Source organism: Mycobacterium sp. E2989, from assembly GCF_001667595.1.
Lineage (GTDB): Bacteria > Actinomycetota > Actinomycetes > Mycobacteriales > Mycobacteriaceae > Mycobacterium.
This window is the reverse complement of the sequence record NZ_LZJX01000029.1, coordinates 1-720: the sequence shown is the minus strand read 5'-3', so window position 1 is coordinate 720 and position 720 is coordinate 1. Positions and strand designations below refer to the sequence as shown.

The following is a 720-nucleotide window of genomic DNA, read 5'->3' as shown; positions in this document are numbered from 1 at the left end:
CGTCGAGCACCGCCGCGAGGCGTTCGACCACGCCGTCGGCCCGTTCGGCCGCGGCCTGCAGCCGCGGCAGCGCGATTCCCTCGATCTCCTCGACGGCGGCGTCCAGCAGCTCGGACTTGTTCGCAAAGTAGTGATACAGGCTGCCGCTGGTCATGTCGGCGGCCCGCGCGATCTCGCGAATAGTGGTGCGGGAGTAGCCCATCTCGGCCACGCACCGCATCGCCGCGGCGATGACGCGCGCGCGGGTCTGCTCGCCATCGGCACCCACCGGGCGCCCCAGCTGTGACGGCAGAACGCTCATTTGCCTCCGCGAACCCCCGGGCTAATCGATCAGTCGATTATATTCGATGCTGTCGGGCTTCGAGAGCCCGGCGGACAGGACACGCGAGTGGGCGGAGCACGGTGACGCGGGCGCAGCGGGGACGCCCGGTGGGCGCCAGCGGCGAGGACACCCGCCAGCGAATCATCGTGGCCACCATGCGTTGTGTGGCCACGGCGGGCTACTCCCGCGCCACCATCCGTGAGATCGCCCGCACCGCGAACGTCACCAGCGCCAGCCTCTACAACTACTTTCCCAACAAGGCCGAACTGATCAAGGCCGCGATCGCGGCGCGAACCGACGTCGCGCTGCCACGGCTGCGGGCGGCCGCGGCGCGATCCGGCGACGCCGTCGACCGCATCGAGGCGGTGCTCGACGAATCGGGCCGGTTGATGCGCGAG

The 720-nt window shown here is 70.3% G+C and carries 2 protein-coding genes; one reads left to right on the top strand and one right to left on the bottom strand.

What is annotated here, in order from left to right:
* Nucleotides 1–301, bottom strand: a 301-nt coding sequence (locus tag A5680_RS07090; RefSeq protein WP_156675023.1) for a TetR/AcrR family transcriptional regulator, incomplete at its 3' end; no start/stop codon positions are given.
* A gap of 101 nt (nt 302–402) precedes the next feature.
* On the opposite strand from A5680_RS07090, the gene A5680_RS07085 reads away from it, so the two are divergent.
* Nucleotides 403–720: TetR/AcrR family transcriptional regulator (locus A5680_RS07085; protein ID WP_156674996.1), on the top strand; the 318-nt coding region annotated here is incomplete at its 3' end.